Source organism: Thiomonas sp. X19 (genome assembly GCF_900089495.1).
GTDB lineage: Bacteria > Pseudomonadota > Gammaproteobacteria > Burkholderiales > Burkholderiaceae_C > Thiomonas_A.
Map to the genome: position 1 here is coordinate 1,487,775 of NZ_LT605203.1, position 17,550 is coordinate 1,505,324.

The 17,550-nt window shown below is 64.3% G+C and carries 18 protein-coding genes; 11 read left to right on the plus strand and 7 right to left on the minus strand.

The genetic code is table 11. The features are described from left to right. The first annotated feature begins 249 nt into the window (after positions 1 to 249). Genes THIX_RS06975 through THIX_RS06990 form a run of 4 tightly spaced genes read left to right on the plus strand, consistent with a single transcriptional unit; the run spans position 250 to position 3,892 of the window. On the plus strand, positions 250 to 1,179 hold the full coding sequence (locus THIX_RS06975) for a branched-chain amino acid ABC transporter permease (RefSeq protein ID WP_112485651.1): 930 nt from the start codon (positions 250 to 252) through the stop codon (positions 1,177 to 1,179). Positions 1,180 to 1,195: 16 nt separating this feature from the next. Beyond that, the gene (locus THIX_RS06980; RefSeq protein ID WP_112488222.1) at positions 1,196 to 2,350 is read left to right on the plus strand and encodes an ABC transporter ATP-binding protein; all 1,155 of its coding nucleotides are present in this window, start codon (positions 1,196 to 1,198) and stop codon (positions 2,348 to 2,350) included. Further along, positions 2,347 to 3,126 carry an ABC transporter ATP-binding protein gene (locus THIX_RS06985; protein WP_112485652.1) on the plus strand — a complete coding sequence of 260 codons (780 nt, stop codon included), beginning with the start codon at positions 2,347 to 2,349 and terminating at the stop codon, positions 3,124 to 3,126. Before THIX_RS06980 ends, THIX_RS06985 begins: the two co-directional genes overlap by 4 nt. 16 nt (positions 3,127 to 3,142) lie before the next feature. Then, positions 3,143 to 3,892, plus strand: a complete 750-nt coding sequence (locus THIX_RS06990) for an ABC transporter ATP-binding protein (RefSeq protein WP_112488223.1) — start codon at positions 3,143 to 3,145, stop codon at positions 3,890 to 3,892. A 39-nt stretch (positions 3,893 to 3,931) separates the two neighbouring features. Here THIX_RS06990 and THIX_RS06995 read toward each other — a convergent pair whose 3' ends face one another. Both THIX_RS06995 and THIX_RS07000 read right to left on the minus strand, forming a co-directional pair. Beyond that, positions 3,932 to 4,264 (minus strand): antibiotic biosynthesis monooxygenase, encoded by a 333-nt coding sequence (locus THIX_RS06995; RefSeq protein WP_112485653.1) that lies wholly within the window; start codon positions 4,262 to 4,264, stop codon positions 3,932 to 3,934. 51 nt (positions 4,265 to 4,315) lie between these two features. Then, positions 4,316 to 5,350: a CDP-6-deoxy-delta-3,4-glucoseen reductase gene (locus tag THIX_RS07000; protein WP_112485654.1), complete on the minus strand. Its 1,035-nt coding sequence runs from the start codon at positions 5,348 to 5,350 to the stop codon at positions 4,316 to 4,318. 15 nt (positions 5,351 to 5,365) lie between these two features. Between THIX_RS07000 and THIX_RS07005 the strand changes: the two genes are divergently transcribed. Continuing rightward, positions 5,366 to 6,274: an NAD-dependent epimerase/dehydratase family protein gene (locus THIX_RS07005; RefSeq protein WP_112485655.1), complete on the plus strand. Its 909-nt coding sequence runs from the start codon at positions 5,366 to 5,368 to the stop codon at positions 6,272 to 6,274. Between the two features lie 81 nt (positions 6,275 to 6,355). Here the strand turns inward: THIX_RS07005 and THIX_RS07010 are convergent, their stop codons facing one another. Continuing rightward, complete coding sequence (locus THIX_RS07010) at positions 6,356 to 9,493, minus strand: Rne/Rng family ribonuclease (RefSeq protein WP_112485656.1); 3,138 nt, start codon at positions 9,491 to 9,493, stop codon at positions 6,356 to 6,358. Positions 9,494 to 10,148: 655 nt separating this feature from the next. Between THIX_RS07010 and THIX_RS07015 the strand changes: the two genes are divergently transcribed. The 3 genes from THIX_RS07015 (at position 10,149) to THIX_RS07025 (ending at position 12,912) form a co-directional block, all read left to right on the plus strand. After that, entirely contained in the window at positions 10,149 to 11,159 is a 1,011-nt protein-coding gene (locus THIX_RS07015) for an RluA family pseudouridine synthase (protein ID WP_112488224.1), read from the plus strand. Positions 11,160 to 11,166: 7 nt separating this feature from the next. After that, complete coding sequence (locus THIX_RS07020; protein ID WP_112485657.1) at positions 11,167 to 11,820, plus strand: HAD family hydrolase; 654 nt, start codon at positions 11,167 to 11,169, stop codon at positions 11,818 to 11,820. 90 nt (positions 11,821 to 11,910) lie between these two features. Continuing rightward, the gene (locus tag THIX_RS07025; RefSeq protein ID WP_112485658.1) at positions 11,911 to 12,912 is read left to right on the plus strand and encodes a S49 family peptidase; all 1,002 of its coding nucleotides are present in this window, start codon (positions 11,911 to 11,913) and stop codon (positions 12,910 to 12,912) included. A 19-nt stretch (positions 12,913 to 12,931) separates the two neighbouring features. Here THIX_RS07025 and THIX_RS07030 read toward each other — a convergent pair whose 3' ends face one another. Genes THIX_RS07030 through THIX_RS07045 form a run of 4 tightly spaced genes read right to left on the minus strand, consistent with a single transcriptional unit; the run spans position 12,932 to position 15,216 of the window. Beyond that, on the minus strand, positions 12,932 to 13,687 hold the full coding sequence (locus THIX_RS07030) for an SAM-dependent methyltransferase (protein ID WP_112485659.1): 756 nt from the start codon (positions 13,685 to 13,687) through the stop codon (positions 12,932 to 12,934). After that, positions 13,687 to 14,307, minus strand: coding sequence for a Maf family nucleotide pyrophosphatase (locus tag THIX_RS07035; RefSeq protein ID WP_112485660.1), 621 nt, complete (start codon positions 14,305 to 14,307; stop codon positions 13,687 to 13,689). The genes THIX_RS07030 and THIX_RS07035 overlap by 1 nt, the downstream gene beginning before the upstream one ends. A gap of 2 nt (positions 14,308 to 14,309) precedes the next feature. After that, positions 14,310 to 14,738: a DUF6691 family protein gene (locus THIX_RS07040; protein ID WP_233224439.1), complete on the minus strand. Its 429-nt coding sequence runs from the start codon at positions 14,736 to 14,738 to the stop codon at positions 14,310 to 14,312. 1 nt (position 14,739) lies between these two features. Then, a complete protein-coding gene (locus THIX_RS07045; RefSeq protein ID WP_112485661.1) occupies positions 14,740 to 15,216 on the minus strand; it encodes a YeeE/YedE family protein in 477 nt (158 codons plus the stop codon). 165 nt (positions 15,217 to 15,381) lie between these two features. Between THIX_RS07045 and THIX_RS07050 the strand changes: the two genes are divergently transcribed. The 3 genes from THIX_RS07050 (at position 15,382) to plsX (ending at position 17,458) form a co-directional block, all read left to right on the plus strand. Beyond that, complete coding sequence (locus THIX_RS07050; RefSeq protein ID WP_233224440.1) at positions 15,382 to 15,960, plus strand: DUF177 domain-containing protein; 579 nt, start codon at positions 15,382 to 15,384, stop codon at positions 15,958 to 15,960. 60 nt (positions 15,961 to 16,020) lie between these two features. Then, complete coding sequence (gene rpmF, locus THIX_RS07055; RefSeq protein WP_112485663.1) at positions 16,021 to 16,203, plus strand: 50S ribosomal protein L32; 183 nt, start codon at positions 16,021 to 16,023, stop codon at positions 16,201 to 16,203. A gap of 136 nt (positions 16,204 to 16,339) precedes the next feature. Continuing rightward, positions 16,340 to 17,458, plus strand: coding sequence for a phosphate acyltransferase PlsX (gene plsX, locus THIX_RS07060; protein WP_112488226.1), 1,119 nt, complete (start codon positions 16,340 to 16,342; stop codon positions 17,456 to 17,458). The last annotated feature ends 92 nt before the right edge of the window (positions 17,459 to 17,550 follow it).

A 17,550-nucleotide genomic window follows, 5' to 3' on the forward strand; every position in this document is an offset into this window, starting at 1 on the left:
CAACGTAGGCGATGCCGCACCAAACTGGCGTCGCCAAAGGAGACGCAACACCATGCCTGGGCATCCTCGCCCGCAGGCTCACACCACGCACTGCCCTGTTGCGCTTGTTCCGGCGCCGCCGTGTTCGCGAGCGCTTTTCGAGCACGAAACTTGCAAGCGCTGCTCAATCCAGTCCGTCGCCACTGGCCCATAAGGCCCAGTGGCGAGACCGGACTCTGCAAGACCCTGAACCCATAAGGACACCTCGGGATGGAAACTTTTCTACAACAAATCGTCAACGGCCTCGTGCTGGGCAGCATGTACGCCCTCATCGCGCTGGGCTACACCATGGTCTACGGCATCGTCAACCTCATCAACTTCGCCCATGGCGACGTGATGATGGTGGGGGCGCTGACCGCCTACAGCATGTTTCTCCTGCTCGCCCACATCGCCCCCGGCCTGCCCGGTTGGCTCACGGTTGTCATCGCCACCGTGGTGGCGATGATCGTCTGCGGCATCCTCAACTATTTCATCGAGCGCCTGGCCTACCGACGACTGCGCAACGCCCCCAAGCTGGCGCCGCTGGTCACGGCCATCGGCATGTCCATCCTGCTCGAAACCCTGGCCATGGTGATCTGGGGGCGTGACTACAAGGTCTTTCCCAGCCTGCTGCCATCCAAGATCATCAACATCCACGGCGTGGTCATCACGCCGGTGCAGGTCATGATCCTGGTGCTCACCACCGTGCTGCTGCTGGGCCTGACCTATCTGATCCACAGGACCAAACTCGGCAGGGCCATGCGCGCCACGGCTGAGAACCCACGTGTGGCCGCGCTCATGGGGGTCAATCCGAATCTGGTGATTTCCGCCGCCTTTGTCATTGGCGCCATGCTGGCGGCCATTGCCGGGGTGATGTGGTACGCCAACTTCTCCACGGCGAATTTCTACATGGGCTTCACGCCGGGTTTGAAAGCCTTCACCGCTGCCGTGCTCGGCGGCATCGGCAACCTCACCGGCGCCATGCTCGGGGGCGTTCTGCTGGGTGTGATCGAAGTGCTGGGCGCGGGCTACATCGGCACGCTCACCGGCGGCATGTTCGGTAGCAACTACCAGGACATCTTCGCTTTCATTGTGCTCATCCTCGTGCTGACGCTGCGGCCGCAAGGCTTGCTCGGTGAGCGCGTGGCCGACCGCGCCTGATGCAGGAGACACCATCATGCTGAACAAACAAACCCATCTGATCGGTTTTCTGCTCGCCGCCGTGCTGCTGCTGGCCATGCCCCTGGGGCTGCAGATCGTGGGCGACGCCTGGGTGCGCATCGCCGCCTTCGCCCTGCTCTACATCATGCTGGCCCTGGGGCTGAACATCGTGGTGGGCCTCGCCGGCCTGCTCGACCTGGGCTATATCGCGTTCTACGCGGTGGGGGCGTATTCCTTCGCCCTGCTGTCGTCGAACCAGCTCACCAGCAACTTCGATGCCCTGGGGGCGATGTTCCCCAACGGCTTCAATGTGTCGATCTGGCTCATCATTCCGTTCGGAGCCGGCCTGGCCGCAACCTTCGGCATCATCCTCGGCACCCCGGTGCTCAAGCTGCGCGGCGACTACCTGGCCATCGTCACCCTGGGATTTGGCGAGATCATCCGCATTTTCATGAACAACCTGAACGCCCCGGTGAACATCACCAACGGGCCGCAGGGCATCTCGGGCATCCACGGTGTGCGCATGTTCGGCTGGGACCTGAACCGCAACATCAATATCGGCAGCTACACCATCACCTCGGTCACCCAGTATTACTGGCTGTTCCTGGCCTTGGTCACGCTCACGGTCATCATCTGCTACCGCTTGCAGGATTCGCGCATCGGCCGCGCCTGGATGGCCATGCGCGAAGACGAAATCGCCGCCAAGGCCATGGGCATCAACACCCGCAACATGAAGCTGCTGGCGTTCTCGATGGGCGCCACCTTCGGCGGCGTGGCCGGCGTGATGTTCGCGGCGTTCCAGGGCTTCGTCTCGCCCGAGTCGTTCTCGCTGATGGAGTCCATCAACGTGCTGGCGATGGTGGTCATTGGCGGCATGGGCAATATTCCGGGCGTGATCCTCGGCGCCATCCTGCTGTCGGTGCTGCCCGAAGCGTTGCGCTACACCGGGTTCATCTCGGATTGGCAGCAGCATGCCTTCAACCATGTGTATGTCGACACCGGCATCCTGCGCCAGCTCATCTACTCGATGGCCATGATTCTGGTGATGCTGATTCGGCCCAAGGGCCTGTGGCCGGCGCCCGAGCACGGCAAGGGCATGGCCGCCTTGGCGCTTGGGCAGAGCAAGGCTGGCCATGCAGCTCCGGCGGTGGCCAAGGAGGGTGCACGATGAACTCCACGGAACCCATCACCCTCAAGGTGGCCGGCGCTTCCAAGCGCTTCGGCGGCTTGCAGGCGCTGTCGGATGTCGGCATCGAAATCCGTCGCGGCCAGATCTATGGCCTCATCGGTCCCAACGGCGCCGGCAAGACCACCTTCTTCAACGTCATCACCGGCATGTACACGCCCGATAGCGGCGAGTTCTCGCTCGAAGCCAAGCCCTACCGGCCGCAGGCGGTGCATCAGGTCGCGCGCGAAGGCATTGCCCGCACCTTCCAGAACATCCGCCTGTTCCCGGACATGACGGCACTGGAAAACGTCATGGTCGGACGCCACGTGCGCACCAAGAGCGCACTGCTCGGCGCGGTGTTCCGCACCCGCCGCTTCAAGGACGAGGAGCACGGTATCCGTGAGCGTGCCTACGAACTGCTGCAGTACGTCGGCATCGGGCACTACGCCGACTTTCGCGCCCGCACCCTGTCGTATGGCGACCAGCGCCGGCTGGAAATCGCCCGCGCCCTGGCCACCGACCCCAAGCTGCTGGCGCTGGACGAACCCGCCGCCGGCATGAACGCCACCGAGAAGGTGCAGTTGCGCAATCTGCTGTCCACCATCCGTGGCGACGGCCGCACCATTCTGCTGATCGAGCACGACGTGAAACTGGTGATGGGCTTGTGCGACCGCGTGACGGTGCTGGACTACGGCAAAACCATCGCCGAGGGGGTTCCGGCCGATGTGCAAAAAGACCCCAAGGTGATTGAAGCGTATCTCGGCACGGGAGGCCATTGAGATGAGTGCAGCGCACATGGATTTGAAGCAAGGCGCGGGCGAACTCAGCTCGAAAGAAGCACTTCTGCAGGTCAAGGGTCTGAAGGTGGCTTACGGCGGCATCCAGGCCGTCAAGGGCATCGACTTTGAAGTCCGTCAGGGAGAGCTGGTGAGCCTGATCGGCGCCAACGGCGCGGGCAAGACCACCACGCTCAAAGCCATCACCGGCATGCAGCCCATCACCGACGGCAGCATCACCTATGCCACCCACGAGGTCAAGGGCAAGGGCTCGTTCGATCTGGTGCGCATGGGTCTGGCGATGGTGCCGGAGGGGCGCGGTGTGTTCAGTCGCATGACCATCCGGGAAAACCTGTTGATGGGGGCCTATATCCGCAGCGACAAGAAAGGCATCGAGGCGGATATCGACCGCGTCTTCGGCATCTTTCCGCGCCTGAAGGAACGGCGCGACCAACTCGCTGGCACCATGTCCGGCGGCGAGCAGCAGATGCTGGCCATGGGCCGTGCGCTGATGTGCCAGCCGAAGCTTCTGCTGCTGGACGAGCCGTCCATGGGCTTGTCGCCCATCATGGTCGACAAGATCTTCGAGGTCGTGGCCGACATCGCCAAGCAGGGCGTCACCATCCTGCTGGTCGAGCAGAACGCCAAGCGCGCGCTGGAACTGGCGCAGCGTGGCTACGTCATGGACTCCGGCACCGTCACCATGACCGGCACGGCGCAGGAACTGCTGCACGACCCCCGGGTGAGGGCGGCTTATCTGGGCGAGTGAAGCCGATCGTCGCCCAGCGCGGCTCGTTCTGCTCCCCGGCTATGGGAGCAGGCGCGATCCTTGCGCTGGATGGTCAAGCTTGTCGTCGCCATAAACGCGCATGACCTTGGCGATGATGACCTGGTAGCCGTCGAGCCAATTCGCCTGCGCGGCCTTGGCCTCGAGATGCAGGGGATGCCGCATCAGCGCCTGCAGGGCTTCGAGCGTCTCCCAGTAGTAGACGTTCGAGGTCCAACCCGTGCTCGGGTTCTCCCACGATTCCTCGCCGAGGTAGCCGGGAAGGTCTCGGGCCGCTGCGGCAATGGCCTGGTCGAGGCGGTGAAACGCCGCGTCGAACTGCCTCTTGGCGAAGATGAAGGTCGATGAATACACGGATGGGCGTTGCGACAGGTGGTGGCGTCGGGCATGACCAGCGATTCAGCCTCAGGCCGCGGGCCCCGCCTTGTCGGCCTCGGAGGTGAAGGCGTCGGCGAAGAAGGCGTCTTCCGGCAGGAAGCATCGCGTCGTGAAATCCGTCCTGGCCGATTCCACCATGATGGGGGCGCCGCAGGCGTAGACCTCGTGGCCGGACAAATCCGGCAAATCGGCCATGACTTGACGGTGGACGAAGCCGGTGCGGCCGCTCCATGCATCCTCGGGTTTCGGCTCCGACAGCACCGGCACATAGCGCAGCCAGGACAGGGCTGCGGCTTGCTCTCGTGCCCAGGCATGCAGGTACAAATCGGCCTTGCTGCGGCAGCCCCAGTAGAGCACCGCCGGGCGCTTATGACCCTTGACGCGCAGGTCTTCGATGATGGCCTTGATCGGCGCGAAGCCCGTGCCCGAGGCCAGCAGCACCATGGGTTTGTCGCTCTCCTCACGCAAGTAAAAGCTGCCGAACGGGCCTTCCATGCGCAGGATTTCCTTATCCTTCATGGCGCCGAACACATGGTCGGTGAACTTGCCGCCGGGCATGTGGCGCAGGTGCAGTTCGATCTGTTTTTCGCCAGCCGGTGCATTGGCCATGGAGTAGCTGCGGCGGCTGCCGTCACGCAAGATGAACTGCACATACTGACCGGCGTGGTAGTCGAAACGGTCATTGGCCGGGAGCTGCAGGCGAATGAGTGCAACATCGGTTGCGGGCCGTTCGATGCTGATGACGCGGCAGGGCATTTTCTTGACAGCGAACATGCCTGCGGCAGGCAGCTCGTGGCTTTGAATCACCAGATTGCTGCGCGGTTGGGTGCGGCAGGCGAGAATGAAACCCGCGGCGCGCTCGGCTTCGCTCAGGGCCTTGAGCTGGTGCACGCCGAGCTCGAACTCACCCGAAATCCATTGGCATTTGCACGAGCCGCAGGCACCGTCCTGGCAACCGTAGGGCAGGCCAACGCCTTGGCGAATGGCGGCAGCCAGGACGGTTTCGCCTTCGTTCACGTCGAACCGGTGTTGGCTTGGCAATACGCTCACTTCAAAGCTCATGACAGACAGGTTTCCATGTTGATGCGTCAGTTTCGTAAACCCGGATTGCTCATCGTCGGCTGTGGCGACATCGGGCTGCGCCTGGCGGCGCTGGCGCAGCCACGCTTTCGCGTCATCGCGCTTACCTCCAGCCCGGAGCGCATGCAAACTTTGCGCCAGGCCGGCATCGTGCCTTTGCTCGGCAATCTGGATGACGCCGACAGTTTGTGGCGCCTGGCCGGGCTGGCGCATTGGGTGGCCATGCTCGCACCACCGCCCGCTGCTGGGGTGGACGATGCGCGATCCGCCCGGCTCGTCGCTGTTTTGCGCAGAGGCATGATAGGTGCAGGTCCCGGCCGGCCGCTGCGCGTGGTCTATGCCAGCACCTCCGGCGTGTATGGCGATTGTGCTGGCGCCGAGGTGACGGAAACGCGGCCGCCTCATCCGCAGACCGGCCGCGCGCGCCGCCGCATCGCCGCCGAGGCGCATTGGCGCCGTCTCGGGCGCGCTCGGCATGTTCGCCTGGGCATTCTGCGCATCCCCGGCATCTACGACAGCCGGCACCGCTCCCCGGCGCGGCGCCTGCGCCAGGGCCTGCCGGCGCTGCGCGCCGAAGACGACGTCTACACCAGCCACATTCACGCCGACGACCTCGCCCGCATCACGCTGCTGGCCTTGTTTCGCTCCGCGCCCAACCGCGTCTATCACGCCAGCGACAGCAGCCGCATCAAGATGGGCGACTACCTCGACCTCGCCGCCCGGCTCTACGGCTTGCCCGCTCCCGCGCGCGTCGCTCGCGAACAGGCCCAGGCCAGCGGCCTGTCGCCCATGGCCTTGAGTTTCATGGCCGAGTCCCGTCTGCTGGACAACACGCGCTTGCTGGGCGAACTCGGTGTGGTGCTGCGCTATCCGGACGTGGAACTGGGCTTGCAGTCGGGCCACTGAGCAACCCTGCGGCTGAATGACGGACAAAAAAACGCGGACAGGAAGACCTGTCCGTTTTGCAGCCGCAGCCAACCCCGTCGTTCAATGCCCGGGGCCGTTCTCCGGAATCTGCAGGCTTGGCAGTTGCTTGCGCGTTTCCACCAGCAACAAGGGGCCTTCGTCCTGCATGGCTTTGGGCTTGCGCACCCGCGGCGCATGGGCAGGCGCAGGGATTTTGCGCATGGCACGTTGGGCCTGCTCGACCCGAGCGGGGTCCGATTGCACCCATTGCAAGCCGGCGGCCTGGACCACGGATTGCAAGTCTTGAACCGGCAACAACGCGGGCAGTGAGTCGGCATGCCCAGCCGCCGGTGCACTTGCACGTGCTTGCTCATGCGTGCTCATGGATGCCGGCTGAAGAGGCGCAGCGACTTGCTTCGCTTCCAGCGGTTCGGCATGCGCCGCAACGGCAACGGCAACAGCCACAGGCTCGATGCCCGCTGTCTGCGCGATTTCTGCGGGCGCGGCTTCGGCTGCCAAGGGCTGTGGTGCGGCGAAGGAATGCGCCTCCGGCTGCGGCGCGTCGTCGCGCGCTGCAGCCGAGACGGCGGCGATGTTCACGGTCTGGCTTGCGACAGGGGCAGCGGCAGCGGATTCGCTGCGCGCTTGCATCACAGGCTGAGCTTGTTCGGCGCCTGCAGCAACAGCAGAAGTCGTTGCCGCAGCCGTCGACTCGCCATCAACTGCATCGCCGGCGTCGCCAGTTGCCGCATCTCCAGCCACCGCATCGCGTCCACGCCCACCGCGACCACCGCGACGACGGCGCCCGCGGCCGCGTTTGGCCGGATCGCTCGATTCGGCGTCATCCTGGGCCGGTGCTTCATTCGCGTCGGTCAAACCTTCGGCTTGCGCTGGGGTTGCCGTGCTCCCCATCGACAGCGGCTTGGCCGTCATGGGTTCAGCACCCGCAATGCTTTGCCCCTGGACACTAGAATCACTCTCCGGCAGCTTCAGGCCGAAGCTTTCCCAGGTTTCTTCCGCACCTTCGAGCGCCTGCGCGGGGCGTTGCTGACGGCCATTGCGCGAGCCGCGCTCCTGGCGCTCCCCACGTTCTGCACGTGGCGCGGTCGCTTCGCTGCCCGGCTGCGCCGGCTTCACATCCTTCGCAGGGGCTTGGGCATTGGCCTCGGCACCTGCGTGGCGTTCGCCACGCTCAGGGCGCTCGGAGCGGCCCGAACGACCAGCACTGCCTGTGCCCGTGGTCGCGTTCTGGCCACTGCCTGAACCTTGGCGGCGGCCTTCAGCCTGTGCGCCGTTCTCGCGCTGCGGGCGTTCCGCGCCACTCTTGGCCGCTTGGCCCTGGCGGTTGCCGTCGCGGCCACGTCCGCGGTTGTTGCGAGCGTTGCCATTGCGACCAGTCGAGTCCGCGCTGCCGGCCTTGCTGGCGGCCGCAGGGGCGGGCGCGACAGCAGGCGGTGAGGCCGTGGATGTTTCATCGTCACCGGCAAAAACTTTGCGTAGCCAGCCGAAGAAACCACCGCTGGGAGGCGCCGTCGTTGCCGTCTGGGGCTTGTTTGCCGCAGGCGAAGCGGCGCTAGTGGCCTGCACCGGTGAAGCGGCCACGGGCATGGGCGCAGGACCTTCTGGGGTGATGCCACGAACCAGGGCTTCCTGGCGCGGACGTTCGTCCTTCTCGCTGCGCAGGATGGTGGTTTCCTGCTCGAACTCCTCGGCCATGCGGTAGCTGGCCGGCAGATTTTCCAGGCGCGGATCGTCGTGCTTGAGGCGCTCGAGCTTGTAGTTCGGGGTTTCCAGTTGCTTGTTCGGCGCCAGCAGCACCGAGACGCGCTGGCGCAGTTCGATCTTGGTGATCTCGGCACGCTTCTCGTTGAGCAGGAACGAGGCCACTTCCACCGGCACCTGCACATGCACCGCGGCCGTGCCTTCCTTCATCGCCTCTTCCTGGATGATGCGCAGGATTTGCAGCGCGCTGGATTCGGTGTCGCGGATATGCCCGGTGCCATTGCAACGGGGGCAGGTGACATAAGCGCCTTCCGAAAGGGCAGGGCGCAGGCGCTGACGCGAGACTTCGAGCAGGCCGAACTTGGAGATCTTGCTGGTTTGCACGCGGGCGCGGTCTTGCCGCAGGCTGTCACGCAGGCGGTCTTCCACGGCGCGCTGGTTCTTCGGCTCGTCCATGTCGATGAAGTCCATGACGATGAGCCCGCCCAGATCGCGCAGACGCATTTGCCGTGCGATTTCCTCGGCTGCTTCCAGGTTGGTGCGCAGGGCGGTGTCCTCGATCGCGCTGCCGCGGGTGGAGCGCGCGGAGTTGACGTCCACCGCCACCAGCGCCTCGGTGTGGTCGATGACGATGGCGCCGCCCGATGGCAGGTTCACCGTGCGCGAATACGCGGTCTCGATCTGGTGCTCGATCTGGAAGCGCGAGAACAGCGGCAGATCGTCGCGGTAGCGCTTGACCCGGCTCACGTTGTCGGGCATCACATGCGCCATGAACTGGTGCGCCTGCTCGAACACGTCCTGCGTGTCGATCAGGATTTCGCCGATGTCGCTGGTGAAGTAGTCGCGAATCGCGCGGATGACCAGCGACGACTCCTGGTAAATCAGGAAGGCGCCCTTCTGCGTCGTGCTCGCGTCCTCGATGGCCGTCCACAGCTTGAGCAGGTAGTTCAAGTCCCACTGCAACTCCTCGGCGCTGCGGCCAATGCCGGCGGTGCGCGCAATCAGGCTCATGCCGTCCGGATGCTGCAACTGCTCCATCGTCTCGCGCAGTTCCTGGCGGTCTTCGCCCTCGATGCGCCGGCTGACGCCGCCGCCGCGCGGGTTGTTCGGCATCAGCACCAGATAACGCCCGGCCAGCGAGACGTAGGTGGTCAGCGCCGCGCCTTTGTTGCCGCGTTCTTCCTTTTCCACCTGCACCAGCAATTCCTGGCCTTCGCGGATCACATCCTGAATGCGCGCCTGCGATGGCGACACGCCTTCCTTGAAGTAGCGGCGGGAAATTTCCTTGAACGGCAGGAAGCCGTGACGCTCCTCGCCGTAATCGACGAAGCAGGCTTCGAGCGAGGGTTCGACGCGGGTGACGACGGCGCTGTAGACATTACCCTTGCGCTGCTCGCGACCAACCTGCTCGATGTCGATGTCGAGCAGCTTCTGGCCTTCGACGATGGCGACGCGCAGCTCTTCGGCTTGCGTCGCGTTGAACAACATGCGTTTCATTTCAATGTCTCCATCCCGCCCATGAGGCGGGCTGCGTGATTGCACCAGGGTCGATGCGACCCGACTCGCGCAGCAGGCTCGATGCCGAAGTGGAGAATGACCGCGCAGCGACGAGTCACCTCGTCGCCGGCTTCAGGACAAAGGCCTCGTGGAGGCGCAGCCACCTGCCCCAGCGCATGGGGGCATGCCTGGGCTTGGGCGGGCTGGAGTCGTGCCATCGGCCAGCCAGTTCCCAGCCCGCGCAGCGCGGCAGGCAGAGCCTGCCGCAAGTGCGTGACACGGGGGGAAGCGATGGTGGGTCAAGATGGACACGGAAGATTTCGTTTTGTCGAGAACCGCGGCACCTGGGCCGGGTCGTGGGGCATTCTGTTCGTTCAGCTACGAGCTTGCTCGTCCTGCGCTATTCCTAAGGTTTGCCGGCCGACCGAATCGGCCTGGACAGCCCGGATTTGCGGACTTCAGCGGTGCACAGAGTCCGGTTCTGTTGGCGGGGAAGCCCTCTGTGAACTCCACGAGGGCTGCACGGTTGCCGAACTAAAATGCCGATCGTTGCCAGTTGCGAATGACTTCTTGGATTCACAACCTGCGGCAGATTAAGACGAACAATTTTCCACTCAGCCAGCCTCTGTCAGCACGCGCTTCGCATCCCAATTATATGCACCGTACCAGTTCTGCAGCCGCCACCTTGCTCCCAGTGGGCGAATCCGGCGCCGGCCAAAGGCTGGATAACTTCCTGGCCCGCGTGCTCAAGGGGGTTCCCCGCAGCCATATCTACCGCATCGTGCGCTCTGGCGAGGTGCGGGTGAATGGAGCGCGGGCGGAAGTTTCGCAAAAACTCGCTGGTTCCGATCAGGTGCGCGTGCCCCCGGTGCGCATGGCGCAAGCCGCGCCCGCGGCCCCGGCGCGTCAGTACCCCATCCTGCACGAGGATGCCTGGCTGCTGGCCATCAACAAGCCAGCGGGCGTGGCCGTGCATGGCGGCTCCGGCCTGAGTTTCGGCGTGATCGAATCCATGCGTGCCTCTCAGCAAGACCGTTATCTCGAACTCGTGCACCGGCTTGACCGCGATACCTCCGGCGTGCTGTTGCTGGCCAAGAAGCGCAGCGCCCTCACCACCTTGCACGCCAGCTTGCGCGAGCGCGAGGCCGACAAACGCTATTTCGCCTTGGTGGTCGGGTTGTGGCAGGGTGATGCGGTGACGGTGAGCAAACCCCTGCACAAATATCTCACCCCCAGCGGCGAGCGCCGGGTGTGCATCGCCACGGCTGACGAAGGCCAGGCGGCGCGCAGCCAGTTCCGTCCGGTTCGGCGTTACCCCTGGTCTGCAGACATTGCCGCACAGACCGGTGTGGCGGGCCTGACCTTGATCGAGGCGCGCATCCATACCGGGCGCACGCACCAGATCCGGGTGCATCTGCAAAGCCAGGGCTACCCGGTGGTCGGTGATGAAAAATATGGCAACGAGGCGCTCAATCGCCTGTTGGCGCGTGGCGAGGTCGTGCCCGGCTTGCCGCGCAATGCCCGCATGTTCCTGCACGCAGCGCACCTGGCCCTATCCCACCCGCATAGCGGCGAGTCGCTGCTGCTCGAGGCCGACTGGCCGGATGAAGATGCGCGCTGGCTCGAGCGTCTGGGCCGGCTATGCCCAGCCGTTGGCAAGAACTGAAACCGCGATGCCCAACCCTTACAAGCTGCTGGTGTTCGACTGGGACGGGACCCTGATGGATTCCACCGCAGTCATCACCCAATCCATTCAGGCGGCATGCCGCGATCTCGGCTTGCCCGTGCCCAGCGACGTCGATGCCTCCTATGTCATCGGCCTCGGCCTGGGCGATGCGCTGCGCCATGCCGCTCCGACGCTGGACCCGCGTGACTACGACGAACTGTCGCAGGCCTACCGCCGGCATTATTTCGCGCACGATAACGATCTGACCTTGTTTCCCGGCGCGCTCGACATGCTGCTCGCGCTCAAGGCCGCAGGCCACAGTCTCGCCGTTGCGACCGGCAAGTCGCGCGTCGGGCTCGACCGCGCGCTGGATCACGCCGACCTGCGTGGCCTGTTCGACACCACGCGCACGGCTGACGAAACCGCATCCAAACCGCACCCGACCATGCTGCTGGAAATCATGCAGGAACTGGATGACGCGCCAGGGAGCACCCTCATGATCGGCGACACCACGCACGACCTGCTCATGGCTCGCAACGCCGGCACTGCCGCCGTGGGCGTGGCCTATGGCGCACACGATGCGCAGCAGCTTGCCGACCTGCAGCCGGTATTCCTCGCCGATTCGGTGCCGGCGTTGCAGCGTTTTCTGCTGGGCGCATGAGCCAGTTGCCGGCGCGCGTGTGACCAACGCCGCTGCTATCCTGCCAACCGCCCGGCGACATCTGCTTGCCTACCTTGACAGCCTTTGCCTATGAACGACGCCAACTCGAACGACACCCCGCGAGAACCCGGCCCCGGCGAGCCAACTCGCAACGCGCCTCCCGCCTGGGAGCGCGGCGTGCTTGAAAAACTCGTGATGGAGGTCGTGAACGAAAAGCGCCGCGCCCGGCGCTGGTCCATCTTCTTCCGCCTGGCCTTCCTCGGCTTGCTGCTCGCCATCTTTGTCGGCGGCTATCTGTCCGAGCGCGGGGGCAGCCCGGCCACCGGACCGCACACCGCACTGGTGGAGTTGAACGGCGACATATCGGCATCCTCCGTTGCCAGCGCCGACAACATCAACGCCTCGTTGCAAGACGCTTTCGACGACCCGGACACCAAGGCCGTGATTCTGCGCATCAACAGCCCCGGCGGCAGCCCGGTGCAGGCCAGCCAGATCAACGATCAGATCTGGCGCTTGCGTGCCAAGCACAAGAACATCCCCATCTATGCGGTGTGCGACGAGGTCTGCGCCTCGGCGGCTTACTACATCGCGGTGGCGACCAACAAGATTTACGTCAACCCGGCCAGCCTGGTGGGCTCGATCGGCGTGCTGATGGAAGGCTTCGGCCTTTCGGGCCTGCTGGACAAACTGGGCGTGACCCGCCGCCTGCTCACTGCTGGCGACAACAAAGGCTTCATGGATCCGTTCTCGCCCATGCCCGAAAACCAGAAGGCTTATGCCCTGTCCATGCTGCAGCAGATCCACCAGCAGTTCATCGCCGCCGTGGAAAAAGGCCGTGGCGAGCGTCTGAAAATCAACGACCAGACCTTCTCGGGCCTGGTGTGGACGGGTGAGTCCGCCGTGCAGCAGGGTCTGGCCGATGGTTATGGCGACACCGACAGCGTGGCGCGCGACGTGGTGCATGAAAAGAACCTGGTGGACTACACGCGCCGCGAAAACGTGATCGACCGCCTGGCCAAGCGCTTCGGCGCCTCCCTCGGCATGGGCGCTGCCCACGAAATGCTCAACGGCAGCACCTGGTCATTGCGCTGAGGCGCATAGCCTCCTCGGCTCAACCCGCCAGAAAACCGAATAGCGCCGGAACCTTCTCCGGCATCTGGCCGGAATCTTCGCGCCACTGCGCCACGCTGCGGGTACGCACGCGGGCATCCGGTGCGGTCAGTTGGCTTGCGACAGTGAGCTTCGTTGCCGGTTGCAGCGTCTGGATCAGGGCCTGCAACAAAGCCGCGTTGCGATACGGCGTTTCGATGAACAGCTGGGTTTGGCGGCGCAGCGCGCTCTCACGTTCAAACATCTGGATTTGCTGCTTTCGCGCTTCGGCTTCCGCTGGCAAATAACCATGAAACGCAAAGCGCTGGCCATCGAGCCCACTGGCCATGAGTCCCAGCAACAAACTGCTGGGTCCGACCAGAGGCACCACTTCGATGCCGAGGTCGTGCGCTGCCGCCACCACCAGTGCGCCGGGGTCGGCCACGCAGGGGGCGCCGGCTTCGGACATCAAGCCCATGTCCATGCCATCGAGTGCCGGATGCAGCAGAGCGCGAGCTGCTGCAGCGTCCAGCTTGGCATGTTTGGGCAGCACCGCCATGCCATGTTGTTGCAGTGGAACGCGTAGCGGCTGCACGGCGTTCACGGCACCGAGGAAGGCGCGCGCGGTCTTGGCGTTTTCCACGACCCAATGCTGCAGCACGGCAGCTGCGGCGATGCTGGCCTGAGGCAGGATGTCGGACAGCGGCGTCAGTGTGACTTCAGCAAGCGGCGTGGGAACCAGCAGCAAGCGGCCTTTGGGCTTGGACGGGGTTTGCATCAAGGTGCCGGCCGCAGTAGGGGGTAGCCACTGGAAAGCAGCATGTCGCACAAAGCGATGAGCGGCAGGCCGACCAGGGCGGTCGGGTCATCGCTGTGGATGGACTCCATCAGCGCGATGCCCAGCGCTTCGGACTTGGCGCTGCCGGCGCAGTCGTACGGTTGCTCGGCCAGTAAATAGGCCTCGATCTGCGCATCGGTCAGCGCACGCACGCGCACCGTGGTCGGGACTTCGCGCACTTGCGCGCTGCCGTCTGGCGCCACGAGTGCCAGCGCGGTATGAAACACGGAGTTTCGACCGCGCAGCATTTGCAGTTGCCCGACGGCCGCGGCGTGATGTCCGGGCTTGCCCAGAATGCGGCCCTCGCAGGTGCAGACCTGGTCCGAGCCGATCACCCAGCTGCCTGGCGCGGCCGAAGCCACGGCCCTTGCCTTGGCTTCGGCGAGCCGCAGAGCCAGTGCAAGCGGTGCCTCGCCCAGCAGTGGTGTTTCATCCGTCTGTGGACTCTGCACCGTGAAGGGCAGGCGCAGGCGCTCAAGCAGTGCGCGCCGGTAAGCCGAAGTGGACGCCAAAACGAGAGGCGCTGGCAAACGAGAGTCGGCCTGCTTGGCTGATGACATCTTCAAGCCTTCTCGAAAAACCGACCTTCGATCCACGCACCGATCAGGATGCCGACGATGACGTAGAGCAGCGGCCAGTTTCCGACCCCCAGACCGGCAATTGCCGGGCCTGGACAGACACCGCTCAACCCCCAGCCCACGCCGAACAAGGCTGAGCCGACGATGGTGCGCGCATTCAGGTGCGATGGATGCACGCCCCAGCCCAGGCCGAACACCGGGGTGCGCATCAGTTTGGGGATGAGACGATAGGCCAGCATCACCGTGAGGGCAGCACCGCCCATCACCAGCAGCAGGCCCATGTTCTGCAACAGCAAGAACTGGAGGATGGCCTCGGGCTTGACCATGGTGGACCAGGCCAGGCCGAAGCCGAACAGACCACCGGCGAGTAACGCCGACAACAGCACGGGAACGGGGCGCACATGCTTCGTCATGTCAGAACCCCCCGAACGCGCGCACGATGTGCGCCGTGCCCACGGCAGTGACGAGGAAGGTGATCACGGCCAAGAGCGAGGGCAGTTGCAACGATCCCAGGCCGCAGATGCCATGGCCCGAAGTGCAACCGCCGCCCATGCGCGCGCCGAAGCCGCCAACCACCCCGCCGGCCAGAAGTTGCCAGACAGGTACATGGGTGACGAAACCCTCGCCACGGTTCACAGCGAAGGTGAAGACGACGGCACCCGCAATCATGCCCAGGGCGTAGACCAGACGCCAGTTGCGGGTGATGACGAATTTGGGATGCTGGAAATGCGGCCATTTGCTGAAATACGACCACACGGCGCTATAGGTGGTGCTGGCCCCGCCGACGAAACCGGTCAAGAGGAACAGCAGGCTGACACCCAGGCCGATGGCAATGCCGCCTCCTAAAAAATGAACCCATCCTTGGGGAAACCATTGTGCAATCCAATCCATGTCCTCGCGTCCTCGAATTCAACGTTTTACCCTTGCCACCAGGGATCGCAGCAGGGTTTTCAATCGGCCGCCGCGTCTCCAATGCAAGGCTTGGATTGTCCAGTTTAGGAGTATTGCCGCGGCAAATGCGTAAGCGAAGGTATGCGCAACTACACTCATTCAATGATGGAAAACAAGCCCGATGAGCCCGTGGATCACCTCAGTCAATTGCCTGTGCTGCGCTTGAATTTGCACGAACTCGCGCGCGAGCAGCGCACCGAGCAAGGGCAGTTGGCCTTGCGTGACTTGACGCGTCTGCTTTCCGCCCTCGTTGCTGGACATGCGGCGGTTCAAACGGGTCAGGTGGACTGGCGTGTGCGCGGCTACACGCACGCACAACCCGGTGGGGACGTGCAGCCCATGATCGAGTTGAAGGTCTCCGCCGTATTGCCTCTGTTGTGCCAGCGCTGCTTGCAGCCAGCATTGCAACGGGTGCAGGACAAGGTGCTGTTCCGTTTGGTGGAGCAGGAGCCCGGACTCACGCAAGAGGAACTGGAAGCCGAGGACGAAGCACTGTGCGTGCGAGTGGCGGTCGACATACAAGCCATGGTGGAAGACCAGATGCTGCTCGCGCTACCGCTGGTGCCCATGCACGAGGTTTGCCCCCAGCCCATCGTGGTGGCAGGGCTGGAGGCCCAGCCGATTGATTTACCCGCCCGCGCGTCGCCGTTCGCGGCCCTGGCCAGTCTCAAAAAGGGCAAATAGCCGTCCGGCCTCGGCGGCTGGGCGTGTACAATCTTTCGATTTTTCGCACGGGGTAGCACCATGGCCGTACAGCAGAACAAGAAATCGCCGTCCAAGCGCGGCATGCATCGCTCGCACCAGCATCTGGAGCAACCGCCGGTTGCGGTCGAACCGACCACGGGTGAAGTGCATCTGCGTCACCACATCAGCCCGAACGGCTTTTACCGTGGGCGCCAGGTCGTCAAGACCAAGTCCGAAGCGTGAATGTTCGCCTGATCGCGGTTGCTTTGATGCAATCATGTTTGTCCAGCGTACGCGCGTTCGGTGCTGCCTGAACTGATCCGGCCGGCCTGAGCCGGCTTGGCCGGAGTTCGCGCTTCCTTTTCATTGTATGCAGCCCATGACCGCTAGTCTGGCCGTCGATGTAATGGGCGGCGACCACGGGCCGTCCGCCACCCTGCCTGCCTGCCGAGCTCTGCTCGACCTGCATCCGCAGAGCCGCGTTCTGCTGGTCGGTCAGCTCGAGGCCATGCAGGCCGGTTTGCGCCAGCATGGCCTGGCCGATCACCCACGCGCACAAGTGGTGCCGGCGACCGAAGTGGTCACGATGGATGATTCGGTCGAGGTGGCGCTGCGCCGCAAGAAAGACTCGTCCATGCGTCGCGCCATCGAGTTGGTCAAGGATGGCTCGGCGCATGCCTGCGTGTCCTCGGGCAACACGGGCGCCCTCATGGCCGTGGCGCGTTATGTGCTCAAAACCTTGCCCGGCATCGACCGCCCGGCCATTGCCACTTATTTGCCCAATGCCCGGGGCACCGGCACCCTGATGCTGGACCTGGGCGCCAATGTGGATTGCGAGGCCGAGCATCTGTTGCAGTTCGCCGTCATGGGCACGGCATTCGCCTCAGCTGGCGGACATCCCAACCCGCGGGTGGGACTGCTGAACATCGGCGAGGAGGTCCTCAAGGGCAACGAGATGATCAAGCAGGCCGGCGAGCTGCTGCGCGGGGCGCATGCCGCGGGCCGCCTGAATTTCTTCGGCAATGTCGAAGGCAACGACATCTTCAAGGGCACGGCCGACATCGTGGTTTGCGATGGATTCGTGGGGAATGTGGCACTCAAGGCCTCCGAAGGATTGGCACAGATGCTGACAGGCATGATTCGCGAGGAATTCACCCGCACGCCGCTGACCAAGCTCATGGCCTTCGCCGCCATGCCGGTGCTCAAACATTTCCGCAAACGGGTGGATCCCCGGCGCTACAACGGCGCCGCGCTGCTGGGTTTGCGCGGCTTGGTGGTGAAGAGCCACGGCTCGGCCGATGCGTTCTCGTTTCAACAAGCGCTGGAGCGAGCGCACGAGGCGGCGGTCTGGCAGGTGGTCCAGGAAATCGAGCGCATCATGGCCGTGCTGCACACGCAGGCCACCGCGCCTGATCCGGCCGTTGCCCCATCCCTTCCAGACGAAGCCGCAGCTCCGGCGCAAACTTCACACCCGCAGATCATGGCGAACGGGCATTGAAGGGCAGCGGGCTGGGACCCGACGCGCTCATGGCCCGTGCAGTTCCCCAGTTTGCGTCCCTCCGATGATCGAATCACGGCACTTCTCATTTC